The organism is Actinomadura macrotermitis, assembly GCF_009604375.1.
GTDB classification, from domain to species: Bacteria; Actinomycetota; Actinomycetes; order Streptosporangiales; family Streptosporangiaceae; genus Spirillospora; species Spirillospora macrotermitis.
Genome location: NZ_WEGH01000001.1, coordinates 1,943,756 through 1,959,714, shown reverse-complemented (window position 1 = coordinate 1,959,714; position 15,959 = coordinate 1,943,756). Strand labels below are relative to the sequence as shown.

Genomic DNA, 15,959 nt, shown 5'->3' with positions numbered 1-15,959 from the left:
CGGCCGAAGCCACCGCGGCACGCATGACCTCGGCGACGGGAACGGCGATCACCTGGACCCGGCCCATCCGCCCGGCCACCCCGTTGCCCCTCTGCGGCGGCATGCTCGACGAAGCGCGATCGGTGCACCCGGCGGGCGAGCCGATCGGCCTGCGCCGCCGCGCAGCGACGCCCGCCCTCACCGAGCGAACTTCTCCATGGCGGCCGGGGTGACCGGCGTGAAGAAGTTGACGAGGTTGCCATCGGGGTCGCGGAAGAGCAGCGACCGGTTCCCCCAGGGCATCGTGGTGGGCTCGTTGACGAAGTCGGCGACGAACCCGGTCAGGTTCCCATGCACGCGGTCCACGTCGTCGACGAGGAACTCGAGGATCACGCTGTGGTTGTCCGCCGGCCGGCAGGACCCCGGCGCGAACAGCGGAACCGTGCGGGTACCGGCAATAGCGAGAGCGCCGCCCGAGGTCCGGATCTCGGCGAAATCCTCATTGCCCCAGACCGCGGCCACCCCGGTGGCCTTCTCGTAGAACTCGACGAGACGCGCGACGTCGCCCGTGATGATGCGGATCGAAACAAAGTCCATGGTGCTCTCCAACCAGAAGGAACCGCTGTCCTCCGCACGCTAGAACCAATACTGGTCAGAACCTGTCCACTATTCGTTAGGCTCCGCGCATGACGCGTCCCACCGGCCGGGTGCTGACCCTTCTGGAACTGCTGCAGTCGGGCGGCGTCCGGACGATCGCCGAGCTCGCGGACCGCCTGGACGTCGACGGCCGGACCGTGCGCCGGTACGTGGACCAGCTGGTCGACCTCGACGTGCCGGTCGAGGCGGTCCGGGGCCGCTACGGCGGCTACCGGCTCGCTCCCGGATACCGTGTGCCGCCGCTCATGCTCAGCGACGACGAGGCGCTCGCCGTGCTGCTCGGCCTGATCGCCGGCCGCCGCACGGGGCTGACGACGGCGGCGGGCACGGCGGGCGAGACGGCGGCGGCCAAGATCCGCCGGGTGCTGCCCGAACGCGTGGCCCGCCGCCTGGGCACCGTCCTGGATGCCCTGGCGTTCACCGGCCCGCCCGGTGAGCCCGCAGCGCCCGACGCGGACGTCCTGCTCACCGTCGCCGACGCGGTCCGCCACCGGCGGCCCGTCGCGATCCGGTACACCGACCGCGCCGGTCGGCGCAGCGAACGCCCGCTGCACGCCTACGGGATCGTCTCCCACGCGGGCCGCTGGTACGTCACGGGCACCGACCCCGAGATCGGCGAGGACCGCACTTTCCGGCTCGACCGCATCGCCGGCGCCAGGACCCTGCCCGGCACCTTCGAGGTCCCCGCAGGACTGGACCCGGCACAGCGCGTGCTGTCGGGATTCGCCACGGCCGGGTACCGGCACGAGGTGACCCTGCGGATCCGCGGCACGGCCGAGCAGATCCGCGCTCACCTTCCGGCCGGTGTCGCGACCCTGTCGGAAGAGCCCGCGGCCGGAGGCTGGCTGCGCGTCGAGCTACGGGCGGAAAGGCTCGACTGGCTGCCGCCGGTGCTCGCCGCACTCGACCGGCCCTTCGTCATCGAGCGCCCCGACGAGCTGCGCACCCTCGTCCTCGCCTTCGCCGACCGCCTCGCGACCCGCGCCCGCCAGTCCTGACACCGGGCCCGCAACAGCGGCTCAGGCGCTGCGGCCGCAGCGTCGCTCCGACGACCGGAACATCCCCATCGCCCCAGGCCATGCCCGCCACCGCACGGCGAGGTACGTTCGACGCTCCTCGCTATATGGGCGCATACAGCCACGAATAGTGACGTCACTGACCTGCGCAATGCGCATGGGCGACGACATGGAACTCGCCGTCTCCGGCGACCGTGCTCGACCAGCCGGCACCGTCGGAATCAGGGCCCTGGTGGATGACCTGGCCATGTTCGGCGTCGTGGACGGTGTGCCCGCCGATCACATGGTCGCCGGGTTTGCAGCGTGCGTCCGCGGTGACCCGGCCAGAACCGGAGTTGAGGGCACGCACCCAGTAATCGGCGGCGGTTCGGGCGACAGCGGCGTCGGCGAGCGCCGGAGCGGCGGTCAGCGCCGTGGTCGGTGCCCCGGCCAGGGCGGCGGTGGCGAGGGCGAGCAGAGCCCGGCGCACGAGTTTCACCATTATCCCTTACTGTAGGTAGGTAATTAACTACACAAGGTGACAGTATCCGTGCGAAGCCATCAATAAACGACCCCGGGTGCCATGACGCGATGGATCCTCGTCCGTGTCACCACCGAGGCCGGCCGCCCTGCTGGCCGTCGGCCGCTGCCTCTCTGCCGCCAGTGGCCGCTTCGATCCTCCCCGGGAGCCGGGCGTGAGGCGCGCGCGTCGAGACTTCGGCTGCCTCAAGCCCGATGAGGCAGGCCACAGGCCGAGGGCATGGGCTCGGCCGGTACCTGTCGCGGGGCGGGGCATCGGATCGCCCTCCCGGCTGTAAATGGTCAGGAGCGGCACTGGGAACGGAGGGGCGGCAGCGCAGCCGTTCGACGGTGACGGCAAACGCCGCCGGACGCAGCCCGTCCCGCAGTTGGCGCATGAAGATACGGGCGCCGTCGCGGTGCGCGAGCGGCTCGCCATAGGTGCGCGGCCCTTCCGGCGCCTTAAGGGTCTCGTCGTAGTAGTGGGTCCGCGCATGCGACCAGCGCATCGGCGAGCGGCGCGCGCAGGCCGCCGGCCCACCGGTGACACCGGCCGCGAGCGCGGCCTGCAACGCGCGGTGCTCGGCTTCCGGCGGCACCGGCGAGTGGATGATCGCCATCCAGTTGAGTGCCTGTTCGAGATCCGCAGTCGATCTCGGTCGGCTCCTCACGCAGCCCGGACGGAACGTCAGCTCTGGCGGACGTGGCCCGGTGCGCCGTGGAGAGTACGGCAGAGCCGGGGTCGCCGACCACGCCGCAGACTCTCAGTAGTACCTTGACTACAAAACGTGATGAAAGGAGTGGCCAGTGATCGCAGAGGTCTCCAAGAAGGACGAGTTCGCCAAGCTGATCAACGGCGATAAGTACACATTGGCTATGTTCGACGCTGCCTGGGTCGGGCCGAGCAGGCAGATTGCACCGGTCGTCGAGAAGCTGGCGAAGGAACACCAGGACATCCACTTCATCAAGGTCGATGTCGACGATGCGGCCGAGCTCGCACAAGAAGCCGGCATCAGAGCGATGCCCACCTTCATCCTCTTCCGGCAGGGCGTGAAGGTCGATGAGCTGGTCGGGGCCAACGAGAATGGACTGAAGACCCTCGTGACGAAAGCGGAAGCCGACTGACGGTTCGGCACCGCCGAGCAGGCGTTGGCGCGCCCACGCCTGCTCGCCCCTGGCCCGGCTCGCGCAGGAGGCCACCGGGCACCGGGCATGCCGGGGCCACGCTCGACTTCCCGACACCGGCCGGCTTCGGCTACGCGTGCGAGCGCTGCCGTCGGCGCATCAAGGCCGACCGGTGCGCGAACCTGGCCTGCGAGCGCGGCCGCCCCGATACATCTGCCCGACCTGGCCTTGCGCCGGTCGAAGCGGTGGGTGCCTGTCTGGGAAGCCGGCGTTCCGGAGGGCTCGGGTCATGAGTGGGTGGCTCGGGCCAGGCGGCGTGTCATGACGTTGATCGCGGCCCAGGTCAGGTGGGCTTCGAAGTATTGGGGGAGGCGTTCGTAGTCGCGGACGTTCTCACCTGTCCAGACGGCGCCCCGACCCGCCCGGATCACCGAGCCCGCCCAATCAAGATCCACTGTCACCCTCGCGAATCGGGGATCGCGGGTGGATCGTTGAAGGGCTGGCTGCTCGTGAGCGGTTGGGTGATCCGGAGGTGCTCGTCGAGTGCGGCGATGAGGGACTCCGCGAGTTGCGGAACATGATCGGTCGCCCATGGCTCAGCCAGGGTCAAGAAGCCGATGAGCTGCTGTCGGGCATCGGCCAGCAGGTGGTTCAGTTCGGCCAGTTCAATGACGAGCACCTGGGAGCATCCTTGATGCCCCACCTCGCTCCATATGCCGACGGCTCCTTCACCGTGTTCCAGCCGGAACGACGGGTCGTGTCCCAGCCAGAGATCATCCCCGTGCGCGATAAGGGCTTCCGCTTCTGCCAGATGCTGCCGAAGGATCTCTGAGGTCAGTTCAGCAGCCACCGGCCCGGTTGAAAGGGCGTTGTAGGTGAAGAGCACCGCCATGGCCGTACCTACCTGGACCGAGGTCATGGTGCCGGTGAGCGTCAAGAAACCTGAACTGTGCGGATCCTCGACAGGCCAGTCCGTGAAACCGGTCGCACGTTCGGTTTCTATGACAGCTTCAACGATCACCATGAACCCAAGTATCCGCTGGCCGGCCTTATGAGTGCGCTCTGTGGTGAGAGGCATAGGTGGCCAGGTGATGCCGGCTGCGGCGGCGTGATCTTCGGCGCAGCCGGCGGTGTGGCCGATGGCTTGGGCGGCGACCGCGGGCGGCATTTCCATGACGAGGGCTCGGAGAGCGGCCAGGCGGCTGCCCAGGAGGTGGATACTGGTGTCGACCAGACCCGCTCCCGTCCTTGCCGCATCTCCACACAGCCCCCGGCGCTTTCGGTAAGGCCGCAGCCGACGGTCTCCCCACCCTCACCGGCAGCGGACACGAGAGAACCGAAACCGGCGCTCTCGCCCCCATCGAGAACCCGCCCGGCGGCAACACCCTCAGCGTCGTCAAGCGCAGCCGCCCCCGCGGGACCCGCGTCGCCCCGAAGATCGCGGCTTCTCCCTGTCCGAAGGCCGAGGACGAACTCTCCGGCCCACCCTCCCGCCAGTCCAGAGCCCGCCTTCCCTCTCGTCCCCGTCCCACCCCGCTTCACATCCGAATGATCCCGATCGCCACCGGCCGGGCCTGCGGCGACGCCGACCCGCACGCCCACCCGCCCCGCAGCAGGCTTCCCCGCACCCTGAGCCCTAACATCGGCAAATGCGCCACCCGTGGTCACCACCGCTGAGCGAAGACGAGGTCGCCCAAGCGGAGAGCGACCTCGGCATCACCATCCCCGGCGAATACCGCACCTACCTGCGAGAGGTCAGCGCGAACGGCGCGGTCAATCGGCTCGTCCGGAACGAGGACGGCTGGGGCTGGGAAGGCAACGAAGCGCTCCAACGCCCGCTGCTGAGGCTCCCGTTTCCGCACCCGGACACCTACGTCGAGGCCGAAGCCCTCCTGGACGCCGCCGAGCCCCAGCCCGGCGCCTTCCCCGACGAACAGGCATACGCTCAGGCCTGGCAGGCATGGGACGCCGAGTACGAGGTGTTCCAGGACCGGAAGACGGCCGGCGCCATCATCGCCCAGGAACACGGATGCGGCTTCGCGACGCTCCTGGTGCTCACCGGACCACTGGCTGGAACCCTCTGGTGGGACGGCCGGGCGACCTGTGACCTCATCGTGCCGCTCTCCCTCGACCACACCAACGGTGCCCGGCCGGTGACGTTCAACGAGTGGTTGACCCGGGACTCCTGGAAGCTGCTACCTCCGGGCTGGTGACCCCACCAGACGACCCAGCCCGAAAACCCCGCCCCGTCAATCCCAAGAACCAGAACCGCCCCCGAACACGAAGCCAGATCGGCTCGTCCTGACGCCCTTTCGGCTCGCCCGAACTCCGGGACGTCGCGGGCCGCCACAAGGCCGGCGCCACCCCGCCCACCCAGGATACGGACAAGCGGAAGGCCGAGCCCTGCGCCGATCCCCGACGCGCATAGCCCCAGCTCAGCGCGTCGAGTTCGCACCACGGACAGGCCCGGCACCGCCTGCCACGACCAGAACTCCCGCATGCGCCTCCCAATGCCCCACTGACCTGGACGAACGCCGACGCATGAATCCGGTGACACAAGCCTCACCGGCGCGTCAGGACGGCAGGGGGAAGCGTGCAGGAGTGAATATTTCGAGCTTGAGCGAATAGATAGCGCTCAGTGTTCGAGTGTGTTCATGTGGTGACATGGCCAGTAGTGACCCGCCCCCCACGATCCGCCTCCGCCGCATGGGCATCGAGCTTCGCCGCATCCGCGAGGCGCGGGGCCTGACGCTGGTTCAGGCTGCCAAGCTGCTGGACCGCTCGCCGGCCTCCATCAGCAAGATCGAGAACGGCTACACCAAGTTCTACCGGCGCGACCTCGACATGACCTTGGACCGGTACCGGGTCGGTGCCCCTGCCTTCCGCGAGCGCCTGCACGCCCTCAACGACGCCGGCCGCACCAAGGGCTGGTGGCAGCAGTACAAGAACATCGACCCCGCCACCCTGGACTACATCGGATTGGAGGCCGAGGCCAGGACGGTGCGCATCTTCGAGCCGGACATCATCCCCGGGCTGTTCCAGACGGAGGAGTACGCGCGCTGTGTGATCGAAGAGGTGCCTCTGGGAGACGAGGAGCAGGACAAGGAGCCGTACATCGAACTCCGCATGAACCGGCAGAGGATCATGACGGGAGGCTCGCCGCCGGATATGCATGTCGTGATCGGCGAGGGTGTGCTCAGGATGTTGGTCGGCGGCCGAGAAGTGATGCTCGACCAGCTCGAGCTACTCGCCGAGCTGGCTCAGCTTCCCTACGTGCGGCTGCAGGTCATGCCTTACTGCAATGGCGCGCACGCCACCGTGGACGGTGCGGTGACACTCATCGAGATCGATCCGGACCTCACTGTATGTGTCACCACGCACTTGCTGGGCACGGCGTATTTCGATGATGACAAGGCCGTTCGGGTGTGTACGCTGCTGTTTGACCGCCTGTGTTCATCTGCGCTCGAGGAAAGCGAGTCGCTGACGATGATCGAACAGGCCATTGCCGACCTGAGTATTGCAAGGGGATGACATGGAGACTCTTGGGCTGGAAACCATCCACTGGGTCAAGAGTAGCCACAGCGGTGGGGGAGGGAACCAATGTGTCGAGATCGCTACCTGGGATGGAGTGATCCTTGCCCGTGACTCAAAGAACCCGGCCGGGCCTCGGCTGATCTTCGACCGGGTCTCCTGGGCGGGCTTCATTGGCCAGGTGAAGTCGGGCAGTTTCGACCAGGTCGACTAAGAAAGTTATCTGCGCGACAACCCGCTGCAAGATCACTAGCTTGCCAAGATCTCGATTACTGGTAAAGAACCCTCGACCCGGGCTCCGACTGACGACGGGGAAACGTACTTAAAGTCTCTGCCGATCTGCGCCTGTACTGAAAAGATACCCACAGGGTTATTTGGCGATATCTGGTACCTGCCGGGCTTTGGTCCTTTGTGTGGCAGGATGATCTCGGTAACCGTGTCGCTGACGTGCCGCCAAGCGCATAGCGCGTTGTCGTATACGGAGTCTTTCTGATTGCGTTGCTTCGGTCCAGTGAAGTGAATCGGGTTGTTCGGAGGGAAGGAAGGTGGCTTGTCCTTTCTGAATCGATACAACCAGGCGTGGCCGAGCTTCTCGTCTTGCTGAGAGTCGTTGCTGAACGCAATGGAGTATGACTGGTGGTAAGCATCACCCTTGGTTGAATTCGGGGCATGGCAGCGGAAGTCGCTAGGGCCCCTGTATTCAAGTCCCCACGGTGAGGTTGCATTCTCGTGGGTGGTCAACTTGATTTTTGTGCCCAGCTTCGCCCTGGCCGGTGACACCACGATGGCCAAGTCGATCATGGGGCCAGCTTTGACGGCACCATCTGGAATCGACGCGTTGTCGAGAACAACCCCGGGACGCGTGAAATACATGCGGTAGGACGCGCCTGCCTGGCCGCCCATCCTCTCGGGCGTGGGCCACAGGAAGACGGTTGCGGCCACAGCGGCCGCACCGGTTCCGCCTATCGCGGCGGCTGCCTTGCCACCGCCGATCTTGGCGAGGATTCCCTTGCCGCTGGCTGCTCCAGCCTGAGACCCGGCCGCTGCCGCGCTCTGTCCGGCAGTCGATGTGGCGCCGCCTGCTGCCACGCTTGTTGTTGCGATCCCCGGGGCCAGCATGGCGCTTCCAAGGACCGCTAACGGGACTACGGTACCGAGTGCGGCTGCCAGGCCGCCGAGAGCGAGGAGCCCGCGTCGCTCCCAGTCTGAGCCGTAGCTCTGGACGGCGACCGCCTCAAGCCGAGCCACGAAGTCAGTCGCGCTCCAGGCTCGTTGAACAGGGTCCTTCGCCAGCCCCCAAGCAATGAGAGGCCGAAGGGGCTCGGGAGCCCGGCCGGTCGGTGGAGGCATTTGTAGATGTTGGCTGCGCAGCGCGTCAATGGTCGGTCCGCTGTAGGGCCTCGTGCCGGTGATGCACTCGAAGAACACGCATGTTGCTGCGTAGAGGTCGGTCGCCGGTGATGCAGGGCGGCCGGCCCACTGCTCTGGAGCCATGTAGAAAGGCGTACCGTTGCCATCACCCTGCCCCGTGAAGACGGCGATGCCGAAATCGATGAGCTTGCTCTGCCCATCTGGGAGGACCAGGACGTTCGCGGGCTTGTAGTCGCGATGGACTACACCGACCGCATGGGCAGCCGCCAAGCCGAGCAAGGAACCCTTAAGCAGCGTCAACGCAGCTTCCGGCGCGAGAGGCTCGTCGCGTTCATCGAGCGCCCGGCGGAGAGAGCTGCCCGGCACGGCCTCCATCACGATTGCCGCGCCTTCGGCGGTCTCGATGTAGTCGAACAGCCTCGTCACGTGCGGGTCGGTCACCCGCTTCAGTAACTCGGCTTCACTGCGGAACGTCTCACGGGCCCTGGGATTGCCCAGCAGCGCTGGCGCGAGGTATTTGACCGCTACTGGGTGGCCGGACGACTCATGGCGCGCAAGTACGACCCTGCCCTGTGCCCCGCTTCCGAGTTCCTGTTCTTCGACGTATCCCGGAAGACTCCAGTGCGTCCGGTTCACCCGATCTTCTGAAGCTGCTTGCTTAGCACTTCATCTGCACGTTTGATGATCGGATCGGCAGACCCCTTTGGTTCGGTTGGCTCCCAGTAGAGTGTGGAAATTATAACGTTTCCGCGCCGGGCATAGTCGTACATGAAGTGATATACGTTGTACTTCGTTTCCGATGGCGGCTCGACGTGCTCTTCGACGCCCCGGAAATGGGTCCATCCGGCTACGGGAGTCTCTGTGACCCTCCAGGAGTCATTATGGGACAGTAGGATAAAATTTTTCTTTATCTTCCTGGCATCTACATGTTGCTTGGCGGGACAGGATCGAGCTTTATCTAGAAGTTCCTTGTAGGTCGATGCCGCTTCGGTTGAGCTCTTGAATAGGGCGAATAGTTGAGCGTACTTAATTTCACCTTTGCCGTTTTGAGGGTTCTGAAATTGACGTGCGGCTATTTTGGGATTATTGGCGATCTTGGCATCCGTTAGAGAGCACATCGGTGCACGTGAACGAGCCATGCTCTCTAGAGCGACCTGAACTTCCTGAACGTCTCCGCCCACCTCTTTAGGGGAGATCAATGCCGCCTTTATTTGTTCGGCTTTATAGGTGGGTTCGGGAGCGGATGGTGCAGGCGACCAAGTCTTTATCGGTAGCGCCGGCTTCTTTGGTTCCGAGTCACTGCAAGCGGGCGCGGCGATGAGCGTGACTGCCAGTGTCGTTGTTGTGGCAAAGTGAGTGCGGCTGTTCTTTGGACTTTTTGTCATTTGGTATTGCTCTGGATTTCGCCAACGGTCAGAGGAGTTTGGAGCGACGGCATTGTTGCGTCGGTGAGAGTACCACCCGGTGCGTCGCATTCTGCACCGGTGCAGGTCCATGTGACGCCCCAGGTGATTGTCGCTGTGATCTTATAAGTGCCGCCTTGCTGCTTTGCTGAAGATCGCCTGTAGGTGTAACTGCACTCTTGGGTGTTCTTGCTGCCGGGTTCGTTGCAAGTGAGGGTGGTTTCTCCCAAATTCCATGTAACGGACTTGGGTGTTGCTATGGCTTGAACGGTTTGGGCTCCCACGGTAATTGGTTCTGTCTTTACCGTTACGAAGCCGTCGACCCAGAGTCTGGTATTTACTCGTACGTATGTCTTCCCGCTGGGGGATGTATGTGCGGTGGGTGTAGGAAGGGTTGCTGTTGTACGCGCTTCCTCGGCAAGGTCAACGGTTGCGGGTGGTGCCGCTGCAGGCGGTGCCGTCTGCGTCCCGCGCCCACCTTGTCCAACTCCATCCAGAGTGGGGATCTGTCCGGTACCACCCCCACCTCCACCGCCGCCTGTGCCTCCGCCGCCTCCGTTGCCCCCACCACCGACACCAAGGAAGCAAGTAGGAGAAGAGGGGTTGCTGCAGGGAGCGGCATAGGCCGGAGAGGAGACGGCCATAGGCAGTGCGGCGGCGGCCGTGAGAAGGGCCGCGCCGTATGCCGTCCGGCGGCGTGGGCTGGAGAGCCGGGCCGTGGGGGCCGCAGGCGCCATGGGGGGCGTGATGGGCATGAAGTGTCCTTCCCTGCGTACCGCCGAGGGGCGGGCCGAAGAAGTAGAGGCGCGCTCAGCGAGGTGAACCGAAGCACCAGAGATGCGCGCAACCGGATGGGCCGAAGCAGCGGGCAACTGAGTGGCGGGCGACTGAGCGGCAGGGGAGCACGCGGCGGGGTGGGCCAAAGCAGGAGAGGCATGCTTGGCGAGATGGCTTGGAGCGGCAGAGGCGGCAAAGGCGTCAGAGGCGGCGCACCCACCGGAACAGGCCAAAGCGGCAGAGGTGCGCTCACCGGGGTAAGCCGAAGCAGCGGCGTGCTCAGCGGAGTAAGTCGGCGCGGCTACGTGTTCGGCGAGATGAACCGGAGCAGCGGTACGCACGGCGAGGCGAGCCAAAGTAACAGCGTCCTCAGCGGGATGACCCGAAGCGGCGGCATGCTCGGCAGAGTGAGCCAAAGCAGCGGCCTGCTCGCCGGAGGGGCCCGAAGCATCAGCACACTCGGCAAGGCAAGCCAAAGCAGACGAGTGCTCGGCCCCAGGGGCCAACCCGGCGGGGGAGCGCACGTCCCGTGTATCGGCGCAGCGCGCCAGCCGGAAGTCACCAGGACGAAGCCGGAGGCGAGGGCGAAGCCCGGGCCGGAGCCAAGAGCGGGGCTGGGACCAAGGCCAAGGCCAAGGCCGGGCGCTCAACATTTCTTGTCCCTGACCGCGTCGGAGACCTTCCAGGCGCCGGCGTCGTACTTGACCGCCACCCGGTAGAGGTAGGCGTCCCCGCTGCCCCCGCCCGTGCGCTTGCCCGTCTTGGCCGAGAAGCGGTAGCCGGCGAGGGTGCGCAGGCAGTCGACGATGAACACCGTCTGGCCGTCCTTGGCGCGGGCGTAGATGCGGGGGTTCGAGACGTTCGTGAAGCGCCAGATCTCGCCCTTGGCCTTCGTCCGCTCGACGTCCTTGGTCACCTCGGACAGCAGCGGGTCCGCGGCGACCGTCGCCAGCTCGGACGCGTCGTTGATCTCGTAGACCCGCTTGTACATCGCCTGGTAGGCCCGGTAGCGCTCCAGGACCGTCTCGTTGACCTGGGCGGTGGGCTGCGCGCTGGGGGCTCCGGCCTGGGAGGGGGCGGTGCCGGCGGGGGCCGCCGCCGCTGTGTCCTCGTCCCCGCCGCTCGGCTTGAACGCTCCGTTGCCCGACCGCTCCTGTCCACACGCGGCAAGCCCGCTGACCAGCAGTAAAGCCCCTACGAAAGCAACCGGGGCGCGGAGTGTTCGAGGGCTGGGGCGTCCGCCGTAGGAGGAGGGCCGCACCAACCGGACACGCATCGCTATCCCTGACTCGTTCAGCCGACAACGGGACGGAGTACGCGCGAAAGCTTACAGAGGTGGATGTTGAGGGAAAAGACGTTCGTTGCGGAAAGGTTTCCACCCTCCCGAACCGCCGGACGCCGCTCGATTGCCGACGTAGCCGACGTTCCAGGTCAGCCGCGTGGCGCGTACATGATGACGGCGACCCCCGCCAGGCAGATGAGCGCGCCGATCATGTCAAAGCGGTCCGGCCGGTACCCGTCGAAGACCATGCCCCATGCCAGCGACCCCGCGACGAACACCCCGCCGTACGCTGCCAGGATCCGCCCGAAGTGCGCGTCCGGCTGCAGCGTCGCCACGAACCCGTACAGCCCGAGCGCGACGATCCCCGCCCCGATCCACACCAGCCCCCGCTGCTCCCGCACCCCCTGCCACACCAGCCAAGCCCCGCCGATCTCAGCGACAGCGGCCAGCACGAACAACAGCAACGAGCGCACGACGGTCATGACCAGCGAGATTAGCGACCGGAGCAGGCCCGCCCGCACCGGCCGGGCATCGCCTCTGCCACCTTGGCCCCTCGTCGGCTGAACCGGTGCGACGGTTATCCCAGGCGCGGCGCAACGGCGTGGCGGCACAACCGCCAGGGGGACCAGTTCGGCCGGAGACGCCGGTCGGGCGTTCATGACATGCCCGACAGTCCGGTGGACAGCGGCCGCGCCACCCACCGGGGCGGTTCAGCCGAGGGTGGCGAGAAAGTCCCCGACGGCGGTGGCGAAGCCCTGGGGGTCGTTGGTGTGGACGAAGTGGTCACCGTCGAGTTCGGCGAGGCGGGTGCCCGGCCGGCGGGCGACGATCAGGCGGCCCTCCTCGGGCGTGATGACCTGGCTGCCGCGGGCCAGCACGAACAGGGCGGGGCAGGTGGTGGCGGTCCAGTCGGCCCAGTGGTCGCCGTGCGTTCCCTGCTCGGAGACGATGGTGTCCTGCGGGTGGAACGGCAGGCGCCGGCCGCCGTCCGGGGTGGGGCGCAGCTTGTCGCCGAGCATCGGCGCCAGCGGGCCGATGGCGTCCAGCAGCGCCTGGCGGGTGGGAGCGGTGTAGGGCATCGACAGCACGAACGACAGCGCGCTGGGGCCGTCGTCGAGGTCGCAGACCGGGCCTTCGACGTTGACGACGGCCGTCACGCGCCGCGGGTGCCGGGCGGCGATCTGGAAGGCGGTGATGCCGCCGCCGGAGTGGCCGAGCGTCACGGCCTGCTCGATCCCGAGGTGGTCCAGCAGGGCGATCGCGTCGTCCACGTAGTCGTCGCGGGTGTAGGAGGCGGCCCGGTCGGAGTCGCCGTGCCCGCGCTGGTCGGGCGCGATGACCCGCCACCGCGGCGCCAGCGCCTCGGCGAGCCGCTCCCAGGTCCGCCCCTCGTAGAGGTGGCCGTGCAGGGCCAGCAGCGGTCGGCCGGGACCGCCGAAGTCCAGGTAGGAAAGCCGGCGGCCGTCGATGAAGAACTCGCCGCGGATCTCGGTGGTGCTGGTGCCGTTCATGATCGTGCCTCCGTCAGTGCCGGTCATCAGGTGTCCGTCTCGATGAACGGCACTCTGTCCGTGGCCGCTGACCAGGCACGCACCGGCCGCTGACGGCCGCGGTGCGCGCCGCCGCCCGACGGGTGGGCGATCCGTCCGCCCGTTGGGACAGAAGACCCCGGCTGCCGCGGGCAGGTCCCGGGCACGCCGCCAGGATCCGCCCGAAGTGTGCGTCGGGCTGGAGCATTGCCATGAACCCGCACGACCCGGGCGCGTTCTTCTCCAGTGATTCAGAGGGCTTTGACGCCTTCGTGATCAAGAAGGTCGTGCCTGTACGCGTCTCCATCCGAAGATCCCAGCGTTGGAATCGGACAATCGGGTCGATACTTCCGGCGGCCGGGGCTCTGCAGGTGACGTACCGAGAACCGTGCTGAGGCCCGAAAGGCATGTCCGGTGAAATGCCGCGCGGATTCGGGGAACCTGGCTGCCGTGCCGGACATAGGGAGGTGTGGGCGCCATCGATATCCGTGAGCCGAGCGACGTCAGTCTCGTCACCGCGATGCTGGAGGACGGCACCGATGCCTTCGGGACGCTGTTCGAGCAGCATGCCGACGCGGTGTACAACCACTGTTTCCGCCGTACCGGGGACTGGAGCCTCGCCGAGGACCTCACCTCGGTCGTTTTCCTGCAGGCATGGCGGAACCGCCGGCGGATCCAGCTGGTCGAGGGGTCGGCGTTGCCCTGGTTATTGGCCGTGGCCAACAACATGCTGCGCAACACCACCCGATCGGTTCGCCGGCATCGCCGTCTGATCGCCAAACTGCGCCCGGAGGAAGCGGCCCCGGACTTCGCCGATGAAGCCGCCGAGCGGATGGACGACGTCCGTACCGTCCAGCGGCTGAACGAGACCTTCCAAAAGTTGGCCGTCGACGACCAGGAGGTCATCTCACTGTGCGTGTGGGCCGGGCTCAGCTATGTCGAAGCCGCTGCCGCGCTGGATGTTCCGGTGGGAACGGTGAAGTCCAGGCTGGCCCGCGCACGCGGCAGGCTGCGCCGGCTCATGGAGACCCCCGAACCCGCCGTCCTGGAGGAATGAGCAGCGATGAACGATGAGATGTCCGCGATGCAGGCCGAGCCGACTCCGGCCAGGTCGATGCCGGTTCCCCGGCTGGCCGAGCGCAAGCGGCTGCTGCTGGCGGTCGCGCGGCCGCGCCGGCGACGGCAGGTCGTCTTCGCCTGCGCTGGTGCGGTCACGGCCGTCGCGGTCACCACCGGAGCACTGGTTCTCACCACGCGTGAACCGCGGCCGGCCAAGCAGCATGACATGATCCGCTGCTACAGCATTGGTGATCCTGACGGCCGCGCTTACACGGAACTCAGCCGCGCAAGCCTTCCCGAGGACCCCGGACCGGCCCAGATCTACGATCCGGTCCCCTCGTGCGCCTCGCTCTTCCGGCAAGGGTTTCTGCGCCTGGGCCGATCCGGAGTGGACAAGGACACCGATCCCAATGTGGGCCATCCCGTGCCCAAGACGCTTGTGGCCTGCGTTTTGAAGAACGGACAGATCGCCGTCCTCCCCGGCACCGAATGCCGCCAGTTCAATCTCCCCGCTTTGTCGGCCCGCTGAACTTGCCGACGCTCTGAGGGGGATGTGCTGGAGTGCTCTCCACCGCTGTTCCGGACGGGCCGGTGCACGTCCAGCCCTACGAACATCGTTGTTCCAGCGCCTGCACCGGGTCGGGCATGCAGGCCCGATCCCGGCGCGGTCACAGTGCCGGCGCCATGACGTGGCATCACCCCGCCCCAGCGGATCAACTTCGCTGAGAAGACCTCACTGGGGGTTTCGGCGTAGTGAGAGAAGCGCGCCGCTCGCCAGGTGTACTGCGAGCTCAGCTGCTCCACATGACCGAGCTGGTCTGGTCGTTCATCGCGTTCCCGATGTAGGAGACGTAGCCATAGTGCCAGCCTGTTGAGGATCCCCTGGCGTTCTGGTTCTCGTAATGGTTCACGCGGCAGCCGGCATAGGACTTGTAAGAGCTGATGCGGTCATTCCACCAGTTTCCCCCGAGGTTGCGGACGAAGTAATAGCCGCGTCGGCACCTGTCGAAGAACTCGATGATCCAGCTACTTCCCCTGGCGTCCCGGTTGGACCATTCAATGCCGACGACGACCGGCCTTCGCGCGGCCGTCCCGGCTTTGGAGGCGTGCTTCGCGAGATCGTTGATCCTGGCATCCAGGGCCGCGTCCGTGGCGGCGGCCCGCCCGCTGTCGGGTGCGTTGGTGATCTGACCGCCGGTGGCATCCGCCATGGCCCGCCGGAAGCTCGAATAGCAGGTCTGTGCGTTGTCCGGATGCACTACGCAATGGCGGTCGGGTCCGGCTGCCGGGGTCCGGGAGGGCGTTGGGGCTGTCTGGGCGTTCGCTGGGATCGCGGTGATCGCGACGATCCCCAGTGTCACGGCGGTCGCGCTGGATCGAAGCATGGAGCGCGTTCTGAACCCCGTTGTTTTCATGACAGCCTCCCCGAAGCGATCATTTTCCCCGCGGGGCAGAAGTTACATTGCGCCAAGCGTGATCGTCCAGATCGAAAATGTCCATCGCGCCAGGCTGCGGCCTGGTCGAGGCTCTGTTCTGGAGCGATCCATGAATTCGGCCGTCAATAGCAACTGCCTCATGACCTGCTGTTCAGAAGAGATGTAAGGGCCGCGGTGACGCCAAAGGGGGAGTCCTGGAGGATTCTGCGGAGGTCTCCATCATGGCCAGGATCGGCCAGACATGACCGGCGTTATCGCGGCTTCACCCTGAGCGTGAACCCAGCGCTGAGGACCTT

General features: G+C 66.5%; 17 protein-coding genes. 7 read left to right on the top strand and 10 right to left on the bottom strand.

Features of this window, described 5'->3' with window-relative positions; genetic code table 11:
* Positions 1-177 precede the first annotated feature (177 nt).
* Complete coding sequence (locus ACRB68_RS09000; RefSeq protein ID WP_153531655.1) at positions 178-576, bottom strand: VOC family protein; 399 nt, start codon at positions 574-576, stop codon at positions 178-180.
* An 89-nt stretch (positions 577-665) separates the two neighbouring features.
* Here ACRB68_RS09000 and ACRB68_RS08995 point away from each other — a divergent pair, with 89 nt between their 5' ends.
* Positions 666-1,634 carry a helix-turn-helix transcriptional regulator gene (locus tag ACRB68_RS08995; protein ID WP_153531654.1) on the top strand — a complete coding sequence of 323 codons (969 nt, stop codon included), beginning with the start codon at positions 666-668 and terminating at the stop codon, positions 1,632-1,634.
* A 154-nt stretch (positions 1,635-1,788) separates the two neighbouring features.
* On the opposite strand, the gene ACRB68_RS08990 is transcribed toward ACRB68_RS08995, so the two are convergent.
* Together ACRB68_RS08990 and ACRB68_RS08985 are read right to left on the bottom strand one after the other, a co-directional pair.
* Complete coding sequence (locus ACRB68_RS08990; RefSeq protein WP_153531653.1) at positions 1,789-2,133, bottom strand: hypothetical protein; 345 nt, start codon at positions 2,131-2,133, stop codon at positions 1,789-1,791.
* 106 nt (positions 2,134-2,239) lie between these two features.
* On the bottom strand, positions 2,240-2,770 hold the full coding sequence (locus ACRB68_RS08985) for a hypothetical protein (RefSeq protein ID WP_153531652.1): 531 nt from the start codon (positions 2,768-2,770) through the stop codon (positions 2,240-2,242).
* Between the two features lie 187 nt (positions 2,771-2,957).
* Between ACRB68_RS08985 and ACRB68_RS08980 the strand changes: the two genes are divergently transcribed.
* A complete protein-coding gene (locus ACRB68_RS08980) occupies positions 2,958-3,275 on the top strand; it encodes a thioredoxin domain-containing protein (protein WP_153531651.1) in 318 nt (105 codons plus the stop codon).
* Positions 3,276-3,732: 457 nt separating this feature from the next.
* Here the strand turns inward: ACRB68_RS08980 and ACRB68_RS08975 are convergent, their stop codons facing one another.
* Positions 3,733-4,449 (bottom strand): hypothetical protein, encoded by a 717-nt coding sequence (locus ACRB68_RS08975; RefSeq protein WP_235958799.1) that lies wholly within the window; start codon positions 4,447-4,449, stop codon positions 3,733-3,735.
* 475 nt (positions 4,450-4,924) lie between these two features.
* On the opposite strand from ACRB68_RS08975, the gene ACRB68_RS08970 reads away from it, so the two are divergent.
* The 3 genes from ACRB68_RS08970 to ACRB68_RS08960 all read left to right on the top strand — a co-directional run bounded on the left by ACRB68_RS08970 (position 4,925) and on the right by ACRB68_RS08960 (position 7,020).
* Complete coding sequence (locus ACRB68_RS08970; RefSeq protein ID WP_207709611.1) at positions 4,925-5,488, top strand: SMI1/KNR4 family protein; 564 nt, start codon at positions 4,925-4,927, stop codon at positions 5,486-5,488.
* A 493-nt stretch (positions 5,489-5,981) separates the two neighbouring features.
* On the top strand, positions 5,982-6,806 hold the full coding sequence (locus tag ACRB68_RS08965) for a helix-turn-helix domain-containing protein (protein ID WP_194293218.1): 825 nt from the start codon (positions 5,982-5,984) through the stop codon (positions 6,804-6,806).
* A 1-nt stretch (position 6,807) separates the two neighbouring features.
* On the top strand, positions 6,808-7,020 hold the full coding sequence (locus tag ACRB68_RS08960) for a DUF397 domain-containing protein (protein WP_153531649.1): 213 nt from the start codon (positions 6,808-6,810) through the stop codon (positions 7,018-7,020).
* Between the two features lie 35 nt (positions 7,021-7,055).
* On the opposite strand, the gene ACRB68_RS08955 is transcribed toward ACRB68_RS08960, so the two are convergent.
* The 5 genes from ACRB68_RS08955 to ACRB68_RS08935 form a co-directional block, all read right to left on the bottom strand.
* Entirely contained in the window at positions 7,056-8,813 is a 1,758-nt protein-coding gene (locus ACRB68_RS08955; protein ID WP_207709610.1) for a serine/threonine-protein kinase, read from the bottom strand.
* Entirely contained in the window at positions 8,810-9,673 is an 864-nt protein-coding gene (locus ACRB68_RS08950) for a hypothetical protein (protein WP_153531648.1), read from the bottom strand. Before ACRB68_RS08950 ends, ACRB68_RS08955 begins: the two co-directional genes overlap by 4 nt.
* A gap of 1,330 nt (positions 9,674-11,003) precedes the next feature.
* Positions 11,004-11,633 (bottom strand): hypothetical protein, encoded by a 630-nt coding sequence (locus ACRB68_RS08945; protein WP_153531647.1) that lies wholly within the window; start codon positions 11,631-11,633, stop codon positions 11,004-11,006.
* A 155-nt stretch (positions 11,634-11,788) separates the two neighbouring features.
* Positions 11,789-12,121 (bottom strand): YnfA family protein, encoded by a 333-nt coding sequence (locus ACRB68_RS08940; RefSeq protein WP_153531646.1) that lies wholly within the window; start codon positions 12,119-12,121, stop codon positions 11,789-11,791.
* 228 nt (positions 12,122-12,349) lie between these two features.
* The gene (locus ACRB68_RS08935; RefSeq protein WP_235958798.1) at positions 12,350-13,177 is read right to left on the bottom strand and encodes an alpha/beta fold hydrolase; all 828 of its coding nucleotides are present in this window, start codon (positions 13,175-13,177) and stop codon (positions 12,350-12,352) included.
* A 460-nt stretch (positions 13,178-13,637) separates the two neighbouring features.
* Here ACRB68_RS08935 and ACRB68_RS08930 point away from each other — a divergent pair, with 460 nt between their 5' ends.
* Positions 13,638-14,225, top strand: coding sequence for an RNA polymerase sigma factor (locus ACRB68_RS08930; RefSeq protein ID WP_207709609.1), 588 nt, complete (start codon positions 13,638-13,640; stop codon positions 14,223-14,225).
* Positions 14,226-14,231: 6 nt separating this feature from the next.
* Positions 14,232-14,756, top strand: a complete 525-nt coding sequence (locus tag ACRB68_RS08925; RefSeq protein WP_153531644.1) for a hypothetical protein — start codon at positions 14,232-14,234, stop codon at positions 14,754-14,756.
* A 262-nt stretch (positions 14,757-15,018) separates the two neighbouring features.
* Here the strand turns inward: ACRB68_RS08925 and ACRB68_RS08920 are convergent, their stop codons facing one another.
* Positions 15,019-15,486 carry a hypothetical protein gene (locus ACRB68_RS08920; RefSeq protein WP_153531642.1) on the bottom strand — a complete coding sequence of 156 codons (468 nt, stop codon included), beginning with the start codon at positions 15,484-15,486 and terminating at the stop codon, positions 15,019-15,021.
* Positions 15,487-15,959 lie beyond the last annotated feature (473 nt).